Source organism: Bacteroides sp., assembly GCF_028690125.1.
Lineage (GTDB): Bacteria > Bacteroidota > Bacteroidia > Bacteroidales > Bacteroidaceae > Bacteroides.
Genome location: NZ_JAQVBV010000024.1, coordinates 28,171 through 49,065, shown reverse-complemented (window position 1 = coordinate 49,065; position 20,895 = coordinate 28,171). Strand labels below are relative to the sequence as shown.

Sequence of the window (20,895 nt, the reverse complement as noted above, 5' to 3'; positions counted from 1 at the left end):
TATTTGCCACCGAAGTTCTGTTATCCAACGGTTTTAAGCCTTGAATAATTGGAATTTTAGTGGTTGCGCCCGAAGGGATTCGGGCGCATTTTTTATATACTCTTCAAAAATTGATAGGTTGAGCGAGTGATACCACCATCCAAAACATTGCTCTCCAGTAGTTCCCATTCCGAACCGAATGTTTCGCCGATAAATGGCACACCTTTACCCAGCATTACCGGAATAGCATACACCGTTAAGCTGTCAAGTAACCTCACCTTAATAAGTGAAGTCAGCAGTTTACCACCACCTACTACCAGCATATCGGTATCGGATTTCATTTCTCGTACCGAGTGTAGCTGATTATCTGTCAGAAATTCCACCCCGCAATCAGGTGTAACATTGGTATCACGGCTGGAGACAACAAAAGTACGTTTGCTTTTGTACGGCCATCCGCCCCAATGCTCAAAAATGTAGGTATAAGTATTTGCCCCCATCAGGAGCGTATCGGCAGATTCACAGTTCTTGCCAATCAGATTCTTTACCGATTCAGGAATCCAGTCCAGTTCATGGTCGGGTGTTGCGATAAATCCATCGAGAGATACGGCGATATACGCTTTAATTTGCTTCATATTATCAGGTATTAACAGTTTCAAAACATTACAAACTGTTCGCCAGCATCTCAAAAAAAGAAGCGTGGTACTTACGCTATTCCACTACGAGGCACTGGTATACCTATGAATAGAAACAGGCAAGCCCACGCTATACAAACGTATAGCATAGACATTGCGCTGAAAATCTCTATTCATTTGAAAATTACCAGTTTTCGTAGTGAGACGTTCTGCGAACGAATATGTTATATATAAAGACGATACCGCAGCCGAGCCGCTTAATCGCCGTTATTCTCTTATTTCACTGCAAATATAATCAAACTCCCTCAAACTCTTGCTATAAAAGACAAAATCCCGCCTTGTCTCACGACAAAACAGGATTCACAAAACACGTATTACTAATATTAAAGACCTCTTTCGGCTCGTTCCCGGATAAGTTTATGTACATCACTTTCTCGATAGTAACATCGTCCGTCCAGCATCAGGTAGGGGAGTATTCCTTTCTTGCGATACCGTTGTAGGGTTTTATCTGTTACTTTCAGGTATATCATTAAATCCTGATTGTCCAGTAACTTTTCTCCATTGAAGCAAGTTTGTTGGGTAATCATCCGGTCGATTCTTTTATCTTGCATATCGAATCTATCCATTATGCGTTCCATCCACGCTTCAAAATTTTCTCTATCTATATTCATCATTTTGCCCTCCAATTAAATTAAACCAATCATGTAATAACTTTGGTTGGACGGGTCTTTGACAATAATATCCTTTTCCCGCATGAACCGGATATAGCTTTTGGCTGTCCGTTCCTTAACATCTAAAATTTGCTGCAACTGTTCGCACAGGTCAATGTAGGTAAGGAATGTTTGTTTGCCGAATAGCTCACGAGCCACATTAACCAGCTCCTTTTCTTTGCGCTTCTCCTTTTCTTCACGGGGTTTCTCACCCTTGTAGGTGTGCATCCCAGCGGCTTTGTCCCACGCAAAGAGCATCAGCGGCACATCCAGCGGACTGCCGTCCCGCACTTTTAGGGCTTTGACAACCGACACGGCGGGTTCATCGTCCTTTTCGATGGACAAGATGGTAGCTGCCTTACGTTGCAGTTCGCTACCCAAGTGTCCACGCAACTTCAATCCATTAGGGACAAAGTGAAGTACACACAGAATGCAGGTGTTGTAGATACCCGCCAGTCGGTAAAGTTCATCAATCACCGCCACGCTCTCAACTTCATCATTGGCACTCTTCACAAGGTCGGCGATACCATCAATAACCACCAACTGGATTCCACCATACTGATAGTAGAATTTATCCATACTCTGCACAATGGCATTCAGGCGTTCTTTGCGGGACATACCTGTCAGGCAAAAGGCTTTGAACTCTTCCGGTTTGTCCGGCTGTTTGGCACGGGTGAGCAACTTTGTTGCGTTCTTGAACAGTTGTACTTCGGACTGTTCGGTGTCATAGAGCAGCACCGCTTTCTGTTTATTATTTGTGGCAACCTCAATACCGAGCGTATCAACATCCACATCAGGGGAGCAGATACAACCTGCTACTATTGCGGCAACGTAATTACTTTTACCCGTTCCCTCACCACCTGTAATACCGAACAGGTTTCCTTGCGTTCCCAGCGGAACATCCCCGGCGGAGATTATCACCTGCGCTTTTGCCGGGGGATTGTTGAAATCTATTTCGCACGATTTAAGCATAATCAATGTATCGCTATATAGGTTATCTAAAAAATCAATGAACAGTTTTTGTAAATCCGCCCGGCTGTTTCCCAGCCGGAAATAATCGGAAATATCCTTTTCCTCTTTTGTCCCGGCAAGTGGCAGCAATAACCGCTTCACTCCAAATTCAGCCAATAGCTTTTCATGCTTGGTGGCACTCTCTTTCCCTGTCTTATCGGTATCATACAGCAGAATAATATGCTTGAACCGGAACGTCAATTTGTAAACCAGTGTCGGCGGTATGGTTACCGTTTCGCTATTAAAGCAAATAGCATGGAATCCATGTGCTGCCAGTGCCATTACATCTTTTTCGCCACCCGTGATAAAAAGCGTATCACCCTTGCTGGGTAGTTGCTCCAGCCCGAAACAATAGCTATCCCCGAAGCAGCCGCCATACAAGAAACGGGTTTTTGAAAACGGACGATACAGTTTGATATACCGTTTGCTTTTGTAGCCAAACATCGGTTCAGTCGCCGAAGAGGTATAAGAAAACGGTGTTCCCTCTGCCGTTTCACTACTAAAATCCCGGAGTGATACCACCCTGTATTGCTCCAATGTTGTAGGTGTAATGCCATACTGTTGCCAGTATTCCAATTCAGCAGCGGTAAACCGTTGTTCCCTGAATTGATAAGGTTTGGTCTCTTTTTCGGGTTGTTCGGTTTTAGCTTCGACAACTATCTGTTGAGAACGGGTAGCAGGTATCGGATTCCCCGTTGCCAGTCCCAAACACAAATCCCGGTCGATGGTCTCCAGTATCTCGATAAAACCGGACGGGTTATTGCAGTCAATACCTCTCAGTATTCCCACAAAGAAAAAACAATCACCGCTATAACTGTCATTCCCAAAATCTTTCATCTTGTAGATTCCATTATGGCGGTCAAAGTAGATATTGCAGGAAGCCTTGTTATCCTCATACAGCGGATTGAAGAAATTACGTCCTGTGCGCCAGTTGCCCGGTATGTAGTGCTTGAACACCGCCAGCCCGTTATTTGTCCTGTCTAATATTTCTTCTTTCCTTAACATACAGCTTGTGGTTTGTTATCAGGTTATCTATACACTCTTTGTCTCTTTTAATCAGCCGCTCTTCGAGTATTCGTTTGATTTCTCCTATTTTGTAGAAGTAACGTCCGCCGATATTGGAATAATTGATAGTTCCGGCGGCTCGAAGCCGTTGCAGCGTGCGGTCGCTGATTTTTAAGAATGTGCATACCTCGTAACTATCCACCCAAATATCATCCTCATTGGTATTTTCCGCTTCCTGATGGTTGAAGATGTAATTGGCAATGGCGGTGATTTTCGCATCCAGTTCTTGATACGTTTTCGATTCAAATGTTATTATCTCCATATTGCTAACTAATTGTTTTGCTGCAAATTTCGAGAGTTTGAAAAAATAAAAATGTACGGTTCATACTATCATAGTAGTTATTTTTCTGACCCATATTTTCGAGATTCTGACCCCAAACGGCACAAAAAAGTGGCTTGCCATTCGACAAACCACCTCTAAAACAAAAAATACCATGTTATCACTAACATAGTATTTTTAGATATGTAACTTGCTGTTATATAGAATCGTCCTCGTCCATCTTTTTAGTCAGAGCTTCGATAAGACGTTTCAGATGTGCTGTCCGGTCTTTCTTTCGCCCTTTCATGGCTATATAGGCTGCGTAATAGTCGCCTAAATCCACATTAAACACCGCACCGAGATAGTCCATCAACTCTTTGATTTCGATATTGCCATGATTAATATCTCCAGCGGCAGCAAGAGAATAACCAATTTCAATAAGTGCAACTTTCTTTCCTGTAAAATTGATTGGGCGTTTTAGATACTTCACCCTTGATGCTTCCAAATATTTCTCCTTACCGATGTTCTGCAATCGTTTATTCAGAAATATACGCAGCATTTCATTTGCAAGGATTTTCGCTACTTTGTAATCAAATCCTGTTGAAAAGTTAGGGTCTCTATCGTATCGGGAACTGTCCGAATGAAGCCGGACATCCGCCCGTCCCCGAATGAAATAGTGTTCATCATACAGGGTGGATTTCGAGCGGTAATACTGGTAGAAATCCAAATTGCGATTGAAGAAATAGGTCAGATTATCCAATTTCTCATTCAAGTAAGCTGTTACCACATCATCACTACCATTGGGAAATTTAGATTCTATCTGATAGACTTTATCAAAAAACAACAATCGTCCCAATAGCTCCGGTTTTTGTGTCTTGAAAAATAATATCTCTTCTTCTTTGGAAGCAAATGTATAATCGGCTATCTGCACCCGTAATTCCGTGAGTATATTTTCTAACCGGGTAATCATTGCAAGAGAATTTTCGATAATATCGCAATCGTAGAAATCGAAGTTGTCAATCTCCGATTCTATTTCCTGTAATATGTTGTCGATGTATTCTCTCATAAGATTACTTTTTTACTTGCTAAATAATTTCTTAAACTTTGACTCTGTGCATATACTCATATCTGTTGTTAGGAATTTCCCATTATAGAAAGCTGAAAATATAGTGGCTGGAGTAGGTGCGGCTTGTGCCTGTTCCATTGTCTCCAACTTTATCACTTTTAGTGGAATATTATTTTCTTGTGCCAACACCCATAAAGAGCCGTTCACATAATAGTCGGTAAATGGGCAGCGATTGGTATAGTAAGCTACCAAACCCTCTTTCTGCTCGCACTCACCAGTTTTCACACTCTCCTTAAAAGAGGGATTAGGAGCATTTTTATCGAATTTCAATACCAATAATGAAAACCCATTTGGCAAGTTTTCTATGCTTTCAAATCCTTGATTTAATAACCATTTACTATCACTCATAAAGTGAAATTTCTTCGTCCCGACAACCGTAACCAATCCGTTTTTGCCTTGTGCTTTTGCATCCTCAATAGCAGATTGAAGTAACGCTTTAGCGTGTCCGTTTCCCTTATATTGCCCTGATACCCAAAAGCAATTAATCATCAAATAATTCGGTGCATCAACCGGAATCCATGCCTTTTCAGCAGGAACATACTCTATAAAAACCTTTGCTCGTGCATCTAATCGCCTGAACACATAGCCATTGTCAAACTCTTTTTTCAGCCACGCTTTTTTCATCTCATAGCCTTCCGAGCATTTTTTGTCTGAAAATGCACAGCAAATATGCTCTTTATCTATATTCTCTTTTGTGAGTGTAATGTATTTTGTCTCCATAAAAGCACTATTTAATTGGTATATAAATTTTTGTCATATCTTTTTCGCTATTCTCTTTTGAATAATTGATATACTCCTCAAAAGCCATCCCGTGCCGAGTTGTATATTCAAAATTTACACTGATATTATTATACAGCTCTTGTAACCCTGAACAACTCCCCATTAAAGTATAAACGGCATACTTGCCTTGCTTCAACTGAATCGTTCCAAACTCTCCAGTTGGAATAATCTTTTTTTGCACCGATGCACAAGCATAAAATCTACATTGTCTGTGATTGGTTACATTGGGGTCGTCGAAACTCAATCCGATAAAACGAGTTTCAGGTGTTAATGCGTGATTATCTTTGAGAAACCTCATAAGCTTATTCCATGCTGTTTCGTAAGGTTCTGCTTCACCATACTTGCCAAATATACGAATGTAGACTAATTCCAATCCTTCAAAATAGCATATTTCGGATTGAAGACGACTTCTGTTTCCACTGCTTTGCACATAGCCCTCTAATCGGGATTGTAGTTCATCTCTGTATGCTTTAGGAGATATTCCAAATTGTTTCTTAAATGCCTTTGAGAGAGATTGCGGATTATCATATCCAACCATTTCAGCCAATTTAGTCAGGCTAATATCTTCTGTTTGCATACATAACACAGCCCGTTCAATACGTTGCCTTGCCACATAAGCATATAATGATTCATTTAGGGCGGAACGCATAATACGGAGTAATTGCCTTTGAGATACGTTTATCTTATCGGCAATAACATCCAACTGCAACGGCAAATGTAGATTGGCACTGATATAATCAATGACCTGATTCACCTTTTGGTGGTATATGTTTTCAGTGCTATTTCGCATAATGCTATTATTTTCAGCAAAATTACTCGCTTTGCTATGAACTGTGATTGTCCAATCTCGCCAAGTTTACGTTCCTTTTTGCTATGCTTTTCAAAATAGATTTTATAATTATCCCATGAAACAGCCTGATAACGAAGAAATACAATCGTCCAAACCAATTGTTATATTTTACAACAGTGGTAATCCGAAGCTCCTGTTTACCATCCCGATACTTACCACACCACATTGAAACGTGAAAATTCAGATGTTTATCAGGCATTCCCCAAATTATTTCATTTGCACTTCTTTCACATACAGAATCGGAAAAACGACTTGTGGTATCTAATCCTAAAGGTTTGACAATTTTGTTTCTCAATTTCAATAGCCAATCTATCCAAATAGGAAAACGATTAAATGCCATATCAAAGAAAGCATCAGGCGTAATGTTCTCTTGTGTTACAACGTCCTTAGAGAATGAATCTAAGTAGTCAGCAGGGAGGTAATTATCAATTAAGCTACCCTTATATATTTTAGTCGTGTCCATAATATCTATATTTTAGGTTTAACACCTATGTAAATGTGAGCGATTCCATTTGACAACGATATGGCGGAACAGCTATCAAAACCGCTATTTTGCAATAGTTTAGTAAATTCATCTTCCTGATAAAATTCTACGATTGATTCAGGTAGATATGTATATGCCTTATTGTCTTTTGAGATTATTCGACCAATTACAGGTAAAATAGATTTTGAGTAGAAACGATATAGCACATTGAATACTTTATGCTTAGGTGTCGAAAATTCCATTACAAACAAACTTCCGCCCTCTCTCAAAATCCGGTAACATTCCGACAAACCTTTATCTATATTTTCAAAATTTCTTATACCGAATGAAATTGTTACTACATCAAAAGAATTACTGGCAAGCGATAGATTTTCAGCATCTTCACATAAGAACTTTATGTTGGACTTGATACCCGAATGCTCAATTTTTTGCTGTGCAACTTTCAGCATCTCTTCCGATAAGTCAATTCCAACAATCTGAGCGGTTGAAATATTTCTCGCCATACTTATGGCAACATCACCCGTTCCTGTTGCTATATCAACGATATTGACTGGCTTTATTCCGGCAACGAGTTTTACTAATCGTTTTCGCCAAAGTCTATCTATATTGAATGATAGAATGTGGCATATCTTGTCGTAGTAGGGGGCGATGTTATTAAACATCCTATGAACCTGAATCCCTTTTGATTCATTTTTGTTATATGGTTTCATTTCAACTCACTCGATTGAAGTTTTTGACAATAGAATAGATAAAGCTGCTCCAACTCTTTTTTGTCCATATCAGGGAACAATTGTTGTCCCCCGACAAAAATCGCATATTCCAAAACAGTGATATTTTTGGCTTCCTCTTCCGACAGACCTAATAACACTCTTTGTTTGGTCGAATATTCAATCCGTAAATCATCTACTTGCTGAACATACTTTTTTACGATTGGACTGGAAAATCCCCAAGCACGTATCACTTGTTCACTTTTATGCAATCTTTGAATTACGGCATTACCAATAAATTCTATTCGTTCTTTTGCAGATGGCAGTTTATCCGCTTCTTCAATTACTTGAATCGTATTTTGGTTTAACCAATATTTCATCAAAGCATCAATATAGCCATCAATATTTTTGAAATGGTGGTAAAAAGCACCTTTAGTGATTTGCAATAATCCGCATAGGTTATCTATCGTGATTCTTGCAAATCCATCTTTCGCCAAAACATCAAGACCGACTATAAACCATTGTTCTTTATCTACTTTTTTCATATTCTAAAACCATACCATATAGTACGGTATGCAAAGATAGATACTTTATCCGAATAATCAATACTATTCATAAACAATTTGGCTTTAATGTATTACCTTTGTACAAAGGTAGTTGATAGAAGTAGAACCCGAAATAGCTATATATAGCTACATTGAATATGGAAGCATTGGATATAACGAGAGAAGATATGTGGGCGAAACAAGCTCTACATGAACAGGAGATTGACTATTCTGTGTGGAATAGAGACAAAGCCATGTTGCAGCAAATGGGAAAAATGAACCATAGCTGCACTTTCGTTGTGGATGTTTGTAAGTGTCGATATACCTATGCTTCATCAAACTTTGTCGATTTACTGGGTTATGATAATCGAAAAATAGAGATGATTGAAGAGTACGATGATAACTATCTTGAATCTCGTATTCACCCCGAAGATTTATTCAACATAAAATCTCTTCAGATTAGTTTATCTCAATTCATTTATAGCCAACCGATAGAAGATAGAAATAACTATAAAAATATTTTTAGTTATCGAGTTCTAAATGCTAAAGGACAATACATCAATGTAACAAGCAAACAGCAAGTGTTAGAAACTTCCGACAGTGGTAAAGCATGGCTTATATTGGGAGTAATGGACATTGCTTCCGACCAACGACCGTTAGATGGAGTGCAATGTACGGTACTGAATCTAAAAACAGGAGAGATGTTTTCTCCACATAGCTTTGCTGAAACTAAACCGGAACTCACCAGTCGAGAGATAGAAATTCTACAACTGATAAAGCAAGGGTTGTTGAGCAAAGAAATTGCCTGTAAATTGGGGGTCAGTATTCACACGGTAAACATTCACAGGCAAAATCTTCTGAGAAAGTTAGGGGTTCAAAACTCTATCGAGGCTATTAATGCGGGACGTAAAACAGGGCTAATTGTCTGATTATATTTGTTTCTGCTTCCATTTTCCACGCACCAAATAAATCCCCGATAATATTAGTATTGCCAAAGCATAGATATGCTCCGAAGTCCATAGTAATGACACATTGGGAACAAGGTAATCCAATACTTTTATGTAAAGAACATAAATTGCAAGAGCCAACAATCCGATTTTTAATGCCATTGACGTGTTGCCCGTTCCCGATATAACACAGTAAAAAACGAATGCAGGAACAGCAAACAGAAATGACGACAACATTACATACAACGGTTCTAATGACTGTTGAATCAACACAGGGTTATCGGTATATAACCTTATGAAAAGGTCGGGATAGATAAATCCGAGCAATACCAACGGGATGCAAAAACAATAACAGACCTTTATAATTCTTCGACACAAAGCTAAAACCATACTTTGCTCACCTTCACCAATCAGATTGCTCACCAATGCACTTCCGGTCGATGCAAATGCCTGCACAAGGATAAACGGTACGGCTGATATACTTCTTACGATATTCGAAGTCGCCAGTGCTGTTTCTCCGATATGTTCTATAACTACAAAGAAGATTAACCACGAAGCAAACGACAAGAAAGATTGTAGCATTGTCCAAACGGACAGATTTAGAATCCGCTTCAAATCAAGCCATTGTTGGTTGATATTATTGACGAGTTTGAGCCAACAACCTTTTGTTGTTAGTCGATGATAAAAAACGAATAAAAGTGCAGCCGAGAACTCTGCAATACACGAACCGATACCAGCCCCCTCAATACCCAATGCAGGAAACCCGAATTTCCCAAATACCAAAGCATAATTGCATACAATATTCACCACAACCATCACCAATGAGCAAACAGAGAGTATTTTGGTTTTGGTTATCCCAATACAGTAGGCTCTGAATGCAACAATGATAAAAGCAAATAATAATCCGAAAACACGCCAGTTGAGATACAGAAGTGCAGCAGAAAAGACATCTTCCGATTTGATTATTTGATGTAATATTGGAGGGATGGCAACCTGAGCCACCAAAATAATGACGACTGCTAATAGAATCAAGAAATAAAAGCCTGTTGAAAATATGGCTATTACCTCCTCATTCTTCCTCTCTCCGTTAAGCCGGGCAATAAGCACCTGTAATCCTACTCCAAACCCCGAACCAATTACAAACAGGATAAGATAACAAACTCCGGCTATTGCCGAAGCTCCTAACTCTGTTTCACCGACATGACCGAGAAATGCAGTATCAGTAATTCCGATAATCTGTTCGACCAATAGACTTAGTAATACCGGAAACGTTATGCGGACAATACTTTTATAGGATGTGTCCATATCAGGGCATCCATTCAAGTACTCCGTCTGTTGGATTGTTTTTTATCCACTCCGTTAATTCGGCATAGGTGCGAACCCCTCCTGATAATACTGCTCGATAATAGATAACACCCATAATCTTTTCAGTGTCGGGAGTTTCGTATTTCAAGCGTAGGATTGCTTGCCGGGTTTCATCGGTTAGCACCTCCGAGATTCGCCCGGCAACTTTTTCAAAATAGCCATCATAAGTAGAGCCTTTCAGAATATGAATCATATCCAACTGCCAAAGCTCCTTGCAATCGTCCTCATACCAAGCGTGCCACTCGATACACTTTTCGTCTGTATCTAATAGGTTCCCGTATTCAATACGCTTTATGCGTGGGTTTTGTGCCAGCTTCATCATTGCCGAAAAGCTGTCGGTAACACTCAATTTTTCAGTATAAATATGAAAATCAATATCCCGATGCTTGACAAGCAAACCCGTTTTTAGCGAACCGACAAGATTAATAGTCGCTCCTGCATCTTGCCAAATACCTATCACATTGGTGTCTTTGATAATCTCCCACGCCTTTTGCTGGTTCTTTGCTGCAATTTTCTCTATTTGTTTCATCTTCAATTATTTTTAGCGTGCAAAATTAAGAAGTATACACCAAGTCTGAAATAGCTATTTATAGCTATACGTTCTAATTAAATACTCGATAAGAATTTCACAAAAGGTACTATATCTCCTGCAACACTTGCTTTTTCGAGAGCTACCATATATTCATCCCGTCTTTCTACCGGAATAATCACCCAGTCATACCCGCCTGATGCCAACATTGTATTCATCAGAAATCTGCCTACACGACCGTTACCATCCATATATGGGTGAATATAAGTAAAGACAAAGTGTCCTAATACTGCTCTTACGCTTGCTTCCGGTTCTTCTTTCAGTAGTTCAAACAACGTTGTCATTGCATCACGGAGCGCATCAGAATTTAGTGGTGTGTGCATTGAGTTCCGGATATATACCTGATGGGAGCGATAACCTACTATATCCGACGGCTTGATGATACCAGCCGCAACGCATGGCATGAACATCTCGCTGTGCCATACGGATAAATCACGTTCGGCAATATTGGCACTATTACCGCCACCGAGAATATCCGAAACACTCTTTTTTACGGCTTGGAATGCTTGCCAGTAACCACGTGCTGCAAGTGCGTTTTTTGAATCGGCATCGTCTCCGTCCGGTTTCCATGCTCCACTCCGAACCTTGTTTATCAATTCGTCTGTTACCCGATACCCCTCAATAGACAGAGAGTGATAAGCATCTAATTTGTATTGAGCTTCCATTCGTTCCAAAAACTCATTGGAAGAAAAGCTACTTTTTGAGCGGGTAAAATTGGCAATTACATCTTCTCTCATATTTTTCCACATCAAACGCAGACGTGTGGCATAAGGAGATGGCGACAAACCGACTTTAACAACCTCTGTAAATGGGTCTTCTTCTTGAAATACATATCCAATACGTTTCATTGTTCCCGCAATTTCATCGGCTATATCAGCTCTTCCGATATTGCGGAATGCCCCAATTACTCTTCCTGCCCGAACAGTCTGCCCCGTATCTACCAGTATTTTCAGAATCTCAGAACCATCACGAACCATTGCAAGGGCAGTTCGCATGGTTAGCGCATCATTTCTGTACATGGTAGGTGTTGCCACAATAATAGCTTCGTGGATCGTGTAGAGATTAAGTTTATATGGGTTATTGGTGTCAATCTTTGAGGGAAGTTCCGCCCCTAAATTGAAAATAGAAGTCGGAGGTATTAACTCCACTACATAGTTATTGCCTTTGGGGGTTCTTATAAGAACCTGATTGGGAACAATTGTAGAGCCTGTATATATTGCCAGCGATTGTTCGGCAGACAGACACCAGTCATTCCCGTAGCGTTCCTTTGCATATCGGGCAATAAAACTCCAAAACGAAGCATACCATGCCGTACTATCTCCCGGCATCGCTCTTGGGTCGGTAATCACATACCACCCCTTTATGATTTGTCTGAGAAAGTTATTATTTACAAGCCTTTTTATATGCGTTGGCGATATGTCGCCGCTTTTGACTATTGTAAAATCGCCATTCTGCTGCACTTGTTTAAGCACATTCAAAGAGGAAGCTAATAATTCTGCTATTGTTGCCATAACCTTATATGTTTAGGTGTAACACTATTATTTCGTGAATAGAAAACAATACTATTAACGATTTATGTTACACGATTATTATACAAATGTAATGCTAATATTTCTATTGTGCAAGCCATTTGTAGTTATTGATATTTGATGATTGTGTGCAAGGTGCAAATCTATATATAGATATAGTTTGCACCTTGCACCAATGCTTATACATTATGAATCAAAGATTTGGTAGGTTCAAAAACTTGTTGTATCTTTGAACCTGAGTTTTAGGCAGACATCAGTCCGACAACGGACGACAAAACGCTATGGTTAGGCTTAACCTAAGTTGTACCCCCTAAGACATGAGAAAAGATATAAAGCACAGAAAGTGTGAGACATACGAGAGCAGGTTCATAATCCTCCCTCTCCGCTGAAACCCTAAGACAAATAGGGTCAAAAATAGGACAAGTCCTACAATATCAACGTATTGTAGGACTTTTTTTTGTTGTTTCCTGTCGGGGGTAAAAGACACAAAATAGACCCTTTCGGACAGAGTTCAGTAACCAAATCATAACCTATTCCCTATCAGATAAAAAGGGTAACGATTTTTTTCGAAATAACTACAGAAAGTTCAAATTTATCTTTTGTGCAAAAACCTTATATTTAAGGTGTTATGATTGGTTTTGAAACTTAGATGTAAAATAGGGGTGTCTTTTTATTATTTAAGATGAAGTGATAATAATGAAAAGAATCCTTTATTTATTGTGGCTTTTTGATATATTCCTTAAGTTTTTTCTTGTTTTAGTTAATTGATATTGTGTAAATTGTTCCAGCCAAAAAATTACCAGAAGTAGGTTTTATCAAATACTTTCGTGGGGCAAGTAATCCTAATATGGATGCTTCCAATATATAGCTAGATACATCTGCAGGTACCATTAATGGATTAGTAGCTGTTAAACTTGCTTTGGTAAATGAAATGTCAGTAACACTATTACCATAGGTAATGGCCCCTGTTTCCAAATTCATTGAACCTGTATTTTTCACATTTGTTATTTTGACACTGGTAAGTAGTGAACCAAGGATAGAAGTGTTTAGTTGGATTTGCGTTAATTTATGATTGAAAGTTAGCGATACAGCAGCTCCTGGAGTAGTACTTCCACTAGGAGTACTGACGGCATACATAATGTCTTCCTGTCCGGTAAGGGTGAAATTAAAGGTAGGAGCGTTTCCACTACTTGGTGGGGTGACATAATTTGCTCCACTTGTAGCTGTAGTACGGGGATAGTAACCGTAAAAGATAATTTTTTGTCCTCCCATTGGATAATATAACCTTGGTGAGAAAGATAATTGATTTCCGCTTATACTGCTTGGGGGCGTATTGTTAAGAAGGGGAGAAACAGACCAAGGGAATGTTCCGGGAGTTTTTCCTTCCGCTACTTCGTAAATCCCAAGAGAACTTACACTGATATCACCTATATTATTGACAACAGCACGTGTATGGGGATTTACTTCGGCAACTGTGAGCTGTACAGGAACAGGGAGCTCCACATTGACGAGGAGCTCCTCTTCCGTATAGTTACTGCAACTTGTTAGTAGTAATATTGTACCTGCCAAATGTTTGACGAATAAATTCATTATCAAAATACATACTGTAGGCTAGAATTATTGTATAGTAGCTGAACCAGTACCTCCTGTAACCCATGCTGTAACAATAGCAGTAGCTGTGATCTCTTTAGGAGTGAAGGTAAGCGTGATGTTGTGTGCGTTTCCTTTTACAGTCGTTAAGGGAACTGTGACATTAGTATAAGTTACTCCATCAGCAACAATGTCTAAAACTACACTTGTGGTTCCGCTTTTTACCATTGGATAGATAGTAGCTGTTGTACCAGGATCGGCACTGATGGCAAATGAACCTGTAATGTTCAATTCGCTGACTGGATTGTAAGTAACAGTGCCGTCGTTAAGGTTGAGTGAAGCAGGAGTCTGCTGATTTTTTATAATTATACTCGTTACTGTTTTTCCAGTTGTTGGAAATCCTGAACCAGCTTTGAAAGTGAATTGTAACTGTGTAAGTAAATGGGTAAAAGTGAATGCTAAAGCTCCACTAGTTGATTTACTGCCACTGGCTTCTGCTGTAATCATGACATCATTTGAACCATCAGTTTCTGTGAAGCTAGCTGTATTTCCAGATAGAGTTCCGACCGGATAATATCCTTTAATATAAACTGTACTACCGTTGGTTGGATAATATTGTGGTGGTAAGAAAGAGAATGCTGCCGAAGCAGATGGATCAGAGGCGGTAAAACTTCCTGTTGCATTCCATAAATTTGTACTGTAATCGCTGGTTGTTCCGGTAGCTACAAATTTCGCCGTAATAGATTCTCCGGTATTGACGGGAGCCCTTGTTTTAATATCAAATACACCAGCACTTAATTTGATTTCTACAAGAGGATCATTGGTAGAAGAACCACATTCATTTTCGTCATCGGAAAGACACCCTGATATGAGGGCGGCTAAAATTGCTAAATACATAAACTTTTTCATATATCAAGGTTTTAAGTAGATTTTTCTTAAATTATCAACGGGTTCTAGAGACTCATTTTCCGTTTGCCGATATAACAATAATTGTTACCAAATGTTTGTGACATATACTGTGTGATGCATAAAAAGCTTTGTTGATAGATGACGATCTGACTAAAATAGATATTTTATTAGGAAAAAATACTAAATATTTGGTTATTCCAGCTAATTGTTTTATTGCTGTATCCCGAAAAAAGAAAAAGGACTCTCAAATTATTGAAAAGTTCTGCTAGCAAATATGGTATACACAGAGAGAATATGCTTTGAAAGGGTAGTACGGATTCAAATTTATCTTTTTCTTCTAAAACGATTGGCAAAATAAATATGTTAAAAGTAAAACCTTATATTCTTATAATATTATTTAGGCACTGATTTTACTAAATTTCATGGTTGTTAGATTGACTAAATCCGTGTTTCCGGCGAAATCTGTGCCTCAATAAAATTGTTGAAGGAATCTTACAACACCTTAGTCCTATGGATTTTATCAAAAGTAATATAAATAAAGCAAACTTTCGAAAACCTGTTTTTAAAGTAGGCTATATAATCTGTTTCTCAGAATAGACTTCTTAGCTCATATTCTGAATGTGTTTTGGAATGTTTTCTTTATTTTAGCAAATAAAATACCTCTCTATTTTATTTGCTAAAAACTTTCAGATTAGTAATATTACTTTTAAAATTACCTGCTTGTTCCAATGGAAATACTAACGTACGAACATAACTCATAGAATCTTTTCCTCCATTAAAAAATCTTTTCTGTATATTCATTTCTTCCACTAACTTTCCTCCAATGTATAATCGTGTACTTCGATTGTCACCATCAATACCAACAGTGGTATGTTCTCCCGGTAAAATGCGATAATTAAAAGTGTTTAAATAACCGTCACGTGCAAATCCTAACATACCCTTTATTGGATCAGAAAGATAGAATACTGCATTTGGTGAACGGAATAGTTCCGTACCTTTTGTTTCATCGGCTCCGGTAATATCAAAAGTTACCAGATAATTGTAACCTATTTCTCGATGTGGGGTCCGGCTGTTTGGCATAACCGAAGCTTGTTCATAAGCTATTCCTGTTTGTCGGATGATACGCCCCAATTGGTTTGTTCCCGGTGCTTCACTTATCAGATTGCGTTGTTTATCAAACTCCTCATAAGATAATGTTGGGTTTTTGCCGGTCCACATTTTTACAGCGAGGGTTTGTAGTGCCGGATAAACACGATGATGAATATCTTTAGTTGAAATACCATTTCCAACATGGTCATTCCATAAAGCAAACATTCCTCCTAATATAGCTGGGTCTTTTTCCTTGAATTCAGTCTTTCCTATATGGGCAGGAGTCCAGTTCTGATATAAAGATTGAGTGTTCAGATAATCATGATAGTAACCGGCGGCCGGGACCATATAAACCAGACCATCCGGAATGCTGATTAGTTTATATCCCTGCTTAATCATTTCCACAGGGTCAGCATAACCATTGTACCAGGCACTCATGATTACATTTTCAGATTTCACCGGAGTATCTCCTTTGGCGTGTGTCAATGCCCCCCATACACAGGCTTGTTTTCCGTAACCTTCCACAAAGCGGATATAGCGATCTGTAAATTCACGGAATTTTTCTACTACGTCTTTGTTTTTATTCGAATATTCATCTGTACCTATATGTACACGTTTGCCTCGAAATACCGGTTTATTACCTTCCAAGTACTCTTTGAACAATCCGTCCATAAATTCGTATGTTTCAGGTTTGAATAAATCCAGATGGTCCATGCCATATTCTTCACTTCCTATCTCCGGTTTATAGTGAGTAAAAGCCAACGTATGCGCCGGGGCATCTATTTCGGGAATGATTTCTATGAAACAATTTTCTGCTTGTTTTTGTAAATCAATAAATTCACGTTTGGTATAAAATCCATCGCGTGCAGTCAATCCTGGATAGGTATCCGATTCAAGGCGGAATGCGGCATATGTTTTGTTCCAGTCATTTTCGAAGTATTGCTTAAAGCCATTATCATTGAGATGTATTTGTAATGTATTCATTTTATAGTAAGCCATTATCTTGACATAATCTTGAAGGAGAGTAAGAGGAATGAACTTACGTCCACAATCAATCATGAAACCACGGATAGCATAATCCGGAAGATCACGCATTTCACCTTTTGGAAAGCTTTGATCATCAGTTTGCTCGGCAATCTGCAATAGTGTACGTGTTCCCCAGTAAACACCAGTGCTTTCGGGAGCTGATAGTTGTATCCGATCAGTAACTTTAATGGCATATCCTTCTTTGCCCAGTTTCTTATCAGACTGGATAGAGAGAATAAAATCTCCCGCTGTTCCTTTTCCTTGTATTACTTCCGGTTTGATATTAAACATTATTTTATAATCCTCTGCAAACATCTTTGCTATTCGTAGTAATTCAGGATTTTTGTCTACACATACAATTTTACTTTTTTCGGTGGGAATAAAGTTACCGACATCTCCTTTCCATTCTTTAACTTCGGGGATAACAAAAGGTTTGGGATTTATAGTAGCCTTAATTCCTGAGCTAATGCATAGAACAGTGATGAGGATAAAAAGAGCTCGAGTGGTAGTTTTCATATTTCAGATTTAAAAGTGAGTAATTGAGTTATAAAGCTATTGATTTACAAAAGTAAACTAAAATAAGTTTTATTGCAATTTCCCTTAATAATATTGTTCTTTTTCCTTGATTTTGTAGCTCTTATATGAAATTCTGATATTAAGTATAAAGTGTGTGAGATTATTCATGTAAAATAATTCGCATTAAATATTTGTTAATTTCAGAAACTTCTTTTACTTTTGCGCCCCGAAACAAGGAGAGATGCTCGAGTGGTTGAAGAGGCACGCCTGGAAAGCGTGTATACGCCAAAAGTGTATCGGGGGTTCGAATCCCCCTCTCTCCGCTGATTTATGAAGTTTTGAGATGTAATCTGTGCCTAAATATTTCATTATGTTAGCCTGCTTTTACTTTGACACCTCCTCTTTGGGATTCCATTTATAAGAAAATTCTGTTACATGAACGTTACATTAATATTACGTCCATTTCTACTTGATAATGAATAAAATGAATCTTTAGAATTCATTCTGCTTGCCACATTTCCACTCTACTTTTGCCTTCGAAATCAAAAACAAAAAGTATGAAAACGATTACCGAGGCAAAATCAGAACTAAGTTCAAATAGAAAAATCTCAGATTTACTTTTTATCTTATGGGCAGGAGGAGCCGCACTTCTTTCTTATTCTCTCGTCTATGCACTTCGCAAACCTTTCACGGCTGCTGCCTTTGATGGTATTGAAGCGTTCGGTTTCGATTATAAAGTCTTGGCTACGATTATCCAGATCTTAGGTTATCTAATAGCTAAATTTGTAGGAATTAAGCTGATTTCCGAATTAAAACAGGAAAACCGTTTGAAATTCATATTAGTCTCTATTATTATTGCAGAGTTGTCATTGGTGGCTTTCGGATTACTTCCTACTCCTTATAATATGTTTGCTATGTTTTTCAATGGATTGTCATTGGGATGTATGTGGGGAGTTATATTCAGTTTCATTGAGGGACGCCGTATGACGGATATATTAGCTAGTCTGTTAGGTATTAGTATAGTGATCAGTTCGGGAACAGCCAAGTCAGTGGGATTATTCTTCATGAACACATTACACGTTAGCGAATTCTGGATGCCGGCACTGATCGGAGCTTTGGCACTTCCTTTATTAGCATTGTTAGGATACAGTCTGACGCGTCTGCCACAACCTACTGCACAAGATATTGCTCAAAAAAGCAATCGTGTTACTTTGAACGGCAAACAACGGAAAGAACTATTTATTAATTTCATGCCATTTCTAATATTATTATTTGTTGCAAATCTCATGTTAGTAGTACTTAGAGACATCAAAGAAGACTTTCTTGTGAAGATGATAGATATGAGTAATCATTCTTCATGGATGTTTGCGCAGGTTGATACCGTAGTGACGTTGATTATTCTTGCCTTATTTGGTGCAATGGTATTTGTAAAGAGTAATATGAAAGTGCTGGTCATATTACTTGGGATGGTGGTAGCCGGAACAGCAACAATGAGTTTTGTCTCTTTCAATTATGACTTTTTGCAATTGGATTCTATTACTTGGCTGTTTGTTCAAAGCTTGAGTTTATATATTGCTTATCTTTGTTTTCAAAGTATCTTTTTCGATCGTTTTATAGCCTGTTTTAAAATTAAAGGTAATGTCGGTTTCTTTATTGTGACAATTGATTTTATCGGTTATACAGGCACGGTACTTGTGTTGATGTTTAAAGAGTTTGCTCATGCGGACATTAATTGGTTGGAGTTTTACAATCTTTTATCCGGTTATGTGGGACTTATATCCAGTGTTGCTTTCACTTGTGCTATGGTTTATCTGATACAGCGTAACAGGAGAGAAAAGCTAATACAAAAAGGAGCAGTTACCGAAACAGTGATAAGCGCAGAGAGAAATGGTATGGAACAAACTTTAGTACAAATCTAATATGGTACTTCTAACGAGAACCTACCTAAAATCCTTTTTTATCATATTTCAGATATTGATTTTAGTGACATTTACAGCAAATGCGCAGAATAATGCAGACCCACTTCAATATAAAATCACGGGACGTCTGTTGATGGACGGTGGTATTTATATGAAGAACTCCAATCATTTTGGAAATGGTCTGGAATTTAATGATCTTCGTATTGGAGTAAAAGCAACATATCAGAACTGGAAAATGAAATTGGAGATGGGATATGCAGGAAACAAAGCAGCAATTAAAGATGCTTTTGCCTCTTATTCGTATAAGAATCACTCTATTCAGATAGGACAATTCTATGAACCTTTCAGTTTGGATATGCTATGCAGTACTTTCGACCTCCGTTTCAATCAATCTCCAGGAGCAGTACTGGCTTTGACAAATAGTCGGCGTATGGGAGTGGCTTACTCTTATAATACTCATCGTTATTATTTTTGTGGTGGGTTATTCACAGATAATGATTTGAGTAATTTAAAGAATGTCTCTCAAGGATATGCGATTGATGCCCGTTTGGTCTATCGTCCGGTTTATGCAAAAGAGAAACTTGTTCACATCGGTTTGGCTGCTATTCACCGTACACCGGATGGTGTACTGCCCGAAGATCAGAATGTAAATACCTTTACTTATAAATCTCCTGGAATTAGTACGATTGATAATCGGATTCTCCTTTTGGCGGATGTTGGAAATGCAGAATCACAGTTTAAGGTCGGGACAGAATTGCTCATCTATTATCATAAATTTTTCTTGCAAAGTGAGTATATCCGGACTCATGTAAAACGTGCAAACGGTTTTAATAATTATATGGCACAAGGAGCCTATGTGCAATGTTCATGGTTATTATTAGGACAGAACTATCTTTATGATGAAGAAGTTGCGTGTCCTGGTCGCCCTGAAGGCAAAAGTTTGGAGCTATGTGCCCGTTTCAATTATCTGACGTTGAACGACCGTTCAGCTGGTATTGATGGAGGAATGGAAAAAGATTTTTCTATCGGACTCAATTATTATATAAGCAAGCATATTGCCATTAAACTGAATTATAATTATTTCATGCCTGGTAAACATATTAAAGAAATAGTTCCTACTGATTTTAGCATTATTCAGGGACGGTTTCAATTTATTTTTTAAATTGGTAGAACTTTCAAGAATAGTTTGCTCTCGGTAATTTACAGTGATTCTTCAATGAGCCTTACTTTCTTATCAACTATTCAGAAGAGCAAAAGATGACTTTTAT

General features: G+C 38.4%; 19 protein-coding genes and 1 tRNA gene. 4 read left to right on the top strand and 16 right to left on the bottom strand.

The window, feature by feature from the left end:
• Positions 1 to 92: 92 nt before the first annotated feature.
• From PHO71_RS15520 to PHO71_RS15475, 10 genes are all read right to left on the bottom strand, one after another.
• Positions 93 to 611 carry a dihydrofolate reductase family protein gene (locus tag PHO71_RS15520; RefSeq protein WP_300205045.1) on the bottom strand — a complete coding sequence of 173 codons (519 nt, stop codon included), beginning with the start codon at positions 609 to 611 and terminating at the stop codon, positions 93 to 95.
• 383 nt (positions 612 to 994) lie between these two features.
• Entirely contained in the window at positions 995 to 1,282 is a 288-nt protein-coding gene (locus PHO71_RS15515) for a helix-turn-helix domain-containing protein (RefSeq protein ID WP_300205108.1), read from the bottom strand.
• A gap of 15 nt (positions 1,283 to 1,297) precedes the next feature.
• Entirely contained in the window at positions 1,298 to 3,337 is a 2,040-nt protein-coding gene (locus tag PHO71_RS15510; RefSeq protein WP_300205043.1) for an AAA family ATPase, read from the bottom strand.
• The gene (locus PHO71_RS15505) at positions 3,300 to 3,659 is read right to left on the bottom strand and encodes a helix-turn-helix domain-containing protein (protein ID WP_300205041.1); all 360 of its coding nucleotides are present in this window, start codon (positions 3,657 to 3,659) and stop codon (positions 3,300 to 3,302) included. The genes PHO71_RS15510 and PHO71_RS15505 overlap by 38 nt, the downstream gene beginning before the upstream one ends.
• Before the next feature lie 214 nt (positions 3,660 to 3,873).
• Complete coding sequence (locus tag PHO71_RS15500; protein WP_300205039.1) at positions 3,874 to 4,722, bottom strand: RteC domain-containing protein; 849 nt, start codon at positions 4,720 to 4,722, stop codon at positions 3,874 to 3,876.
• A 12-nt stretch (positions 4,723 to 4,734) separates the two neighbouring features.
• The gene (locus PHO71_RS15495; RefSeq protein ID WP_300205037.1) at positions 4,735 to 5,502 is read right to left on the bottom strand and encodes an N-acetyltransferase; all 768 of its coding nucleotides are present in this window, start codon (positions 5,500 to 5,502) and stop codon (positions 4,735 to 4,737) included.
• Positions 5,503 to 5,509: 7 nt separating this feature from the next.
• The gene (locus PHO71_RS15490) at positions 5,510 to 6,352 is read right to left on the bottom strand and encodes a GyrI-like domain-containing protein (protein WP_300205035.1); all 843 of its coding nucleotides are present in this window, start codon (positions 6,350 to 6,352) and stop codon (positions 5,510 to 5,512) included.
• A 34-nt stretch (positions 6,353 to 6,386) separates the two neighbouring features.
• A complete protein-coding gene (locus tag PHO71_RS15485) occupies positions 6,387 to 6,875 on the bottom strand; it encodes a DUF2867 domain-containing protein (RefSeq protein WP_300205034.1) in 489 nt (162 codons plus the stop codon).
• A gap of 5 nt (positions 6,876 to 6,880) precedes the next feature.
• Positions 6,881 to 7,606, bottom strand: a complete 726-nt coding sequence (gene ubiE / locus PHO71_RS15480; RefSeq protein WP_300205032.1) for a bifunctional demethylmenaquinone methyltransferase/2-methoxy-6-polyprenyl-1,4-benzoquinol methylase UbiE — start codon at positions 7,604 to 7,606, stop codon at positions 6,881 to 6,883.
• The gene (locus PHO71_RS15475; protein WP_300205030.1) at positions 7,603 to 8,148 is read right to left on the bottom strand and encodes a TetR/AcrR family transcriptional regulator; all 546 of its coding nucleotides are present in this window, start codon (positions 8,146 to 8,148) and stop codon (positions 7,603 to 7,605) included. Before PHO71_RS15475 ends, ubiE begins: the two co-directional genes overlap by 4 nt.
• Before the next feature lie 158 nt (positions 8,149 to 8,306).
• Here PHO71_RS15475 and PHO71_RS15470 point away from each other — a divergent pair, with 158 nt between their 5' ends.
• On the top strand, positions 8,307 to 9,077 hold the full coding sequence (locus tag PHO71_RS15470; protein ID WP_300205029.1) for a LuxR C-terminal-related transcriptional regulator: 771 nt from the start codon (positions 8,307 to 8,309) through the stop codon (positions 9,075 to 9,077).
• Here PHO71_RS15470 and PHO71_RS15465 read toward each other — a convergent pair whose 3' ends face one another.
• From PHO71_RS15465 to PHO71_RS15440, 6 genes are all read right to left on the bottom strand, one after another.
• Complete coding sequence (locus PHO71_RS15465) at positions 9,078 to 10,400, bottom strand: MATE family efflux transporter (RefSeq protein WP_300205027.1); 1,323 nt, start codon at positions 10,398 to 10,400, stop codon at positions 9,078 to 9,080.
• A 1-nt stretch (position 10,401) separates the two neighbouring features.
• The gene (locus PHO71_RS15460; protein ID WP_300205025.1) at positions 10,402 to 10,989 is read right to left on the bottom strand and encodes a phosphoglycerate mutase family protein; all 588 of its coding nucleotides are present in this window, start codon (positions 10,987 to 10,989) and stop codon (positions 10,402 to 10,404) included.
• Positions 10,990 to 11,066: 77 nt separating this feature from the next.
• Positions 11,067 to 12,560: a Fic family protein gene (locus PHO71_RS15455; RefSeq protein ID WP_300205023.1), complete on the bottom strand. Its 1,494-nt coding sequence runs from the start codon at positions 12,558 to 12,560 to the stop codon at positions 11,067 to 11,069.
• 774 nt (positions 12,561 to 13,334) lie between these two features.
• Positions 13,335 to 14,168 (bottom strand): fimbrillin family protein, encoded by an 834-nt coding sequence (locus tag PHO71_RS15450; RefSeq protein WP_300205021.1) that lies wholly within the window; start codon positions 14,166 to 14,168, stop codon positions 13,335 to 13,337.
• Between the two features lie 27 nt (positions 14,169 to 14,195).
• The gene (locus PHO71_RS15445; protein WP_300205020.1) at positions 14,196 to 15,077 is read right to left on the bottom strand and encodes a fimbrillin family protein; all 882 of its coding nucleotides are present in this window, start codon (positions 15,075 to 15,077) and stop codon (positions 14,196 to 14,198) included.
• Positions 15,078 to 15,746: 669 nt separating this feature from the next.
• Positions 15,747 to 17,708: a family 20 glycosylhydrolase gene (locus tag PHO71_RS15440; protein ID WP_300205018.1), complete on the bottom strand. Its 1,962-nt coding sequence runs from the start codon at positions 17,706 to 17,708 to the stop codon at positions 15,747 to 15,749.
• 235 nt (positions 17,709 to 17,943) lie between these two features.
• Here PHO71_RS15440 and PHO71_RS15435 point away from each other — a divergent pair.
• The 3 genes from PHO71_RS15435 (at position 17,944) to PHO71_RS15425 (ending at position 20,789) form a co-directional block, all read left to right on the top strand.
• Positions 17,944 to 18,031: transfer RNA gene (locus PHO71_RS15435), tRNA-Ser, on the top strand.
• A gap of 234 nt (positions 18,032 to 18,265) precedes the next feature.
• Entirely contained in the window at positions 18,266 to 19,627 is a 1,362-nt protein-coding gene (locus tag PHO71_RS15430) for a DUF5690 family protein (protein WP_300205016.1), read from the top strand.
• Position 19,628: 1 nt separating this feature from the next.
• Positions 19,629 to 20,789, top strand: coding sequence for a porin (locus PHO71_RS15425; protein WP_300205014.1), 1,161 nt, complete (start codon positions 19,629 to 19,631; stop codon positions 20,787 to 20,789).
• The last annotated feature ends 106 nt before the right edge of the window (positions 20,790 to 20,895 follow it).

Bases quoted from the DNA above. Each gene is read 5' to 3' on its own strand.
- PHO71_RS15450 (WP_300205021.1), bottom strand. From the start codon at position 14,168: ATGAATTTATTCGTCAAACATTTGGCAGGTACAATATTACTACTAACA.
- PHO71_RS15510 (WP_300205043.1), bottom strand. From the start codon at position 3,337: ATGTTAAGGAAAGAAGAAATATTAGACAGGACAAATAACGGGCTGGCG.
- PHO71_RS15455 (WP_300205023.1), bottom strand. From the start codon at position 12,560: ATGGCAACAATAGCAGAATTATTAGCTTCCTCTTTGAATGTGCTTAAA.
- PHO71_RS15430 (WP_300205016.1), top strand. From the start codon at position 18,266: ATGAAAACGATTACCGAGGCAAAATCAGAACTAAGTTCAAATAGAAAA.
- PHO71_RS15490 (WP_300205035.1), bottom strand. From the start codon at position 6,352: ATGCGAAATAGCACTGAAAACATATACCACCAAAAGGTGAATCAGGTC.
- PHO71_RS15515 (WP_300205108.1), bottom strand. From the start codon at position 1,282: ATGAATATAGATAGAGAAAATTTTGAAGCGTGGATGGAACGCATAATG.
- PHO71_RS15500 (WP_300205039.1), bottom strand. From the start codon at position 4,722: ATGAGAGAATACATCGACAACATATTACAGGAAATAGAATCGGAGATT.
- PHO71_RS15460 (WP_300205025.1), bottom strand. From the start codon at position 10,989: ATGAAACAAATAGAGAAAATTGCAGCAAAGAACCAGCAAAAGGCGTGG.
- PHO71_RS15465 (WP_300205027.1), bottom strand. From the start codon at position 10,400: ATGGACACATCCTATAAAAGTATTGTCCGCATAACGTTTCCGGTATTA.
- PHO71_RS15425 (WP_300205014.1), top strand. From the start codon at position 19,629: ATGGTACTTCTAACGAGAACCTACCTAAAATCCTTTTTTATCATATTT.
- ubiE (WP_300205032.1), bottom strand. From the start codon at position 7,606: ATGAAACCATATAACAAAAATGAATCAAAAGGGATTCAGGTTCATAGG.
- PHO71_RS15495 (WP_300205037.1), bottom strand. From the start codon at position 5,502: ATGGAGACAAAATACATTACACTCACAAAAGAGAATATAGATAAAGAG.
- PHO71_RS15440 (WP_300205018.1), bottom strand. From the start codon at position 17,708: ATGAAAACTACCACTCGAGCTCTTTTTATCCTCATCACTGTTCTATGC.
- PHO71_RS15475 (WP_300205030.1), bottom strand. From the start codon at position 8,148: ATGAAAAAAGTAGATAAAGAACAATGGTTTATAGTCGGTCTTGATGTT.
- PHO71_RS15520 (WP_300205045.1), bottom strand. From the start codon at position 611: ATGAAGCAAATTAAAGCGTATATCGCCGTATCTCTCGATGGATTTATC.
- PHO71_RS15505 (WP_300205041.1), bottom strand. From the start codon at position 3,659: ATGGAGATAATAACATTTGAATCGAAAACGTATCAAGAACTGGATGCG.
- PHO71_RS15470 (WP_300205029.1), top strand. From the start codon at position 8,307: ATGGAAGCATTGGATATAACGAGAGAAGATATGTGGGCGAAACAAGCT.
- PHO71_RS15485 (WP_300205034.1), bottom strand. From the start codon at position 6,875: ATGGACACGACTAAAATATATAAGGGTAGCTTAATTGATAATTACCTC.
- PHO71_RS15445 (WP_300205020.1), bottom strand. From the start codon at position 15,077: ATGAAAAAGTTTATGTATTTAGCAATTTTAGCCGCCCTCATATCAGGG.